This is a genomic window from uncultured Microscilla sp., assembly GCF_947493425.1.
Lineage (GTDB): Bacteria > Bacteroidota > Bacteroidia > Cytophagales > Microscillaceae > Microscilla.
This window is the reverse complement of the sequence record NZ_CANLRP010000449.1, coordinates 1-608: the sequence shown is the minus strand read 5'-3', so window position 1 is coordinate 608 and position 608 is coordinate 1. Positions and strand designations below refer to the sequence as shown.

Sequence of the window (608 nt, the reverse complement as noted above, 5' to 3'; positions counted from 1 at the left end):
CACTACGTTTGTGATAACTCGTACCCGCCGAAAATCCACGATCAACGGATAAATAAGATTCAAAAGTTTTCATAAGAATAGATAGTTAAGAGTCAATAGTTGGGAGTCGGGAGATAGATTGTAGTGATGAAAGTTGACCATTGGCTTTTGTTTGCTTTCGCTAACAACTCCGGACTACCGACTAAAAACTAATAGACTAAATTGATAAGAAGAAGTAAAGAGATTGGTTTTATAGATTGAATTTAGACCCCACCGCCATGCACTTTTTTGCAATATGAAATACAGGGGATATTTTGAGGCTAACTCGTTGGTAATGAGTAATAACTGGCATTGCATCTAGCATTTTGGGGAATGCAATACCAGTCTAATTTATTGATTTTCAATAACTTCTGGTGTTGCGCTTATTTCAATACCTTGAGTTGATTGGCTAGAAACTGGCGGATACGAGAACGCAAAGCCTGGATATCGTCCCAATAAGTAATTTTGTACGTCCAACCTTTGTTTACATGACCACCCACTTGTTTAATGTACTCCAAGTCGTGCAATTTGTGCATATAACGGTGTAAACGGGTGTTTTCTATCCGGAATTTTTGACGCACTTCGCGCCG

At 38.8% G+C, this 608-nt stretch carries 1 pseudogene; it reads right to left on the bottom strand.

Features of this window, described 5'->3' with window-relative positions:
• Positions 1–401: 401 nt before the first annotated feature.
• Positions 402–608 (bottom strand): annotated as a pseudogene (locus tag Q0954_RS34285) (hypothetical protein); the annotation flags it as partial.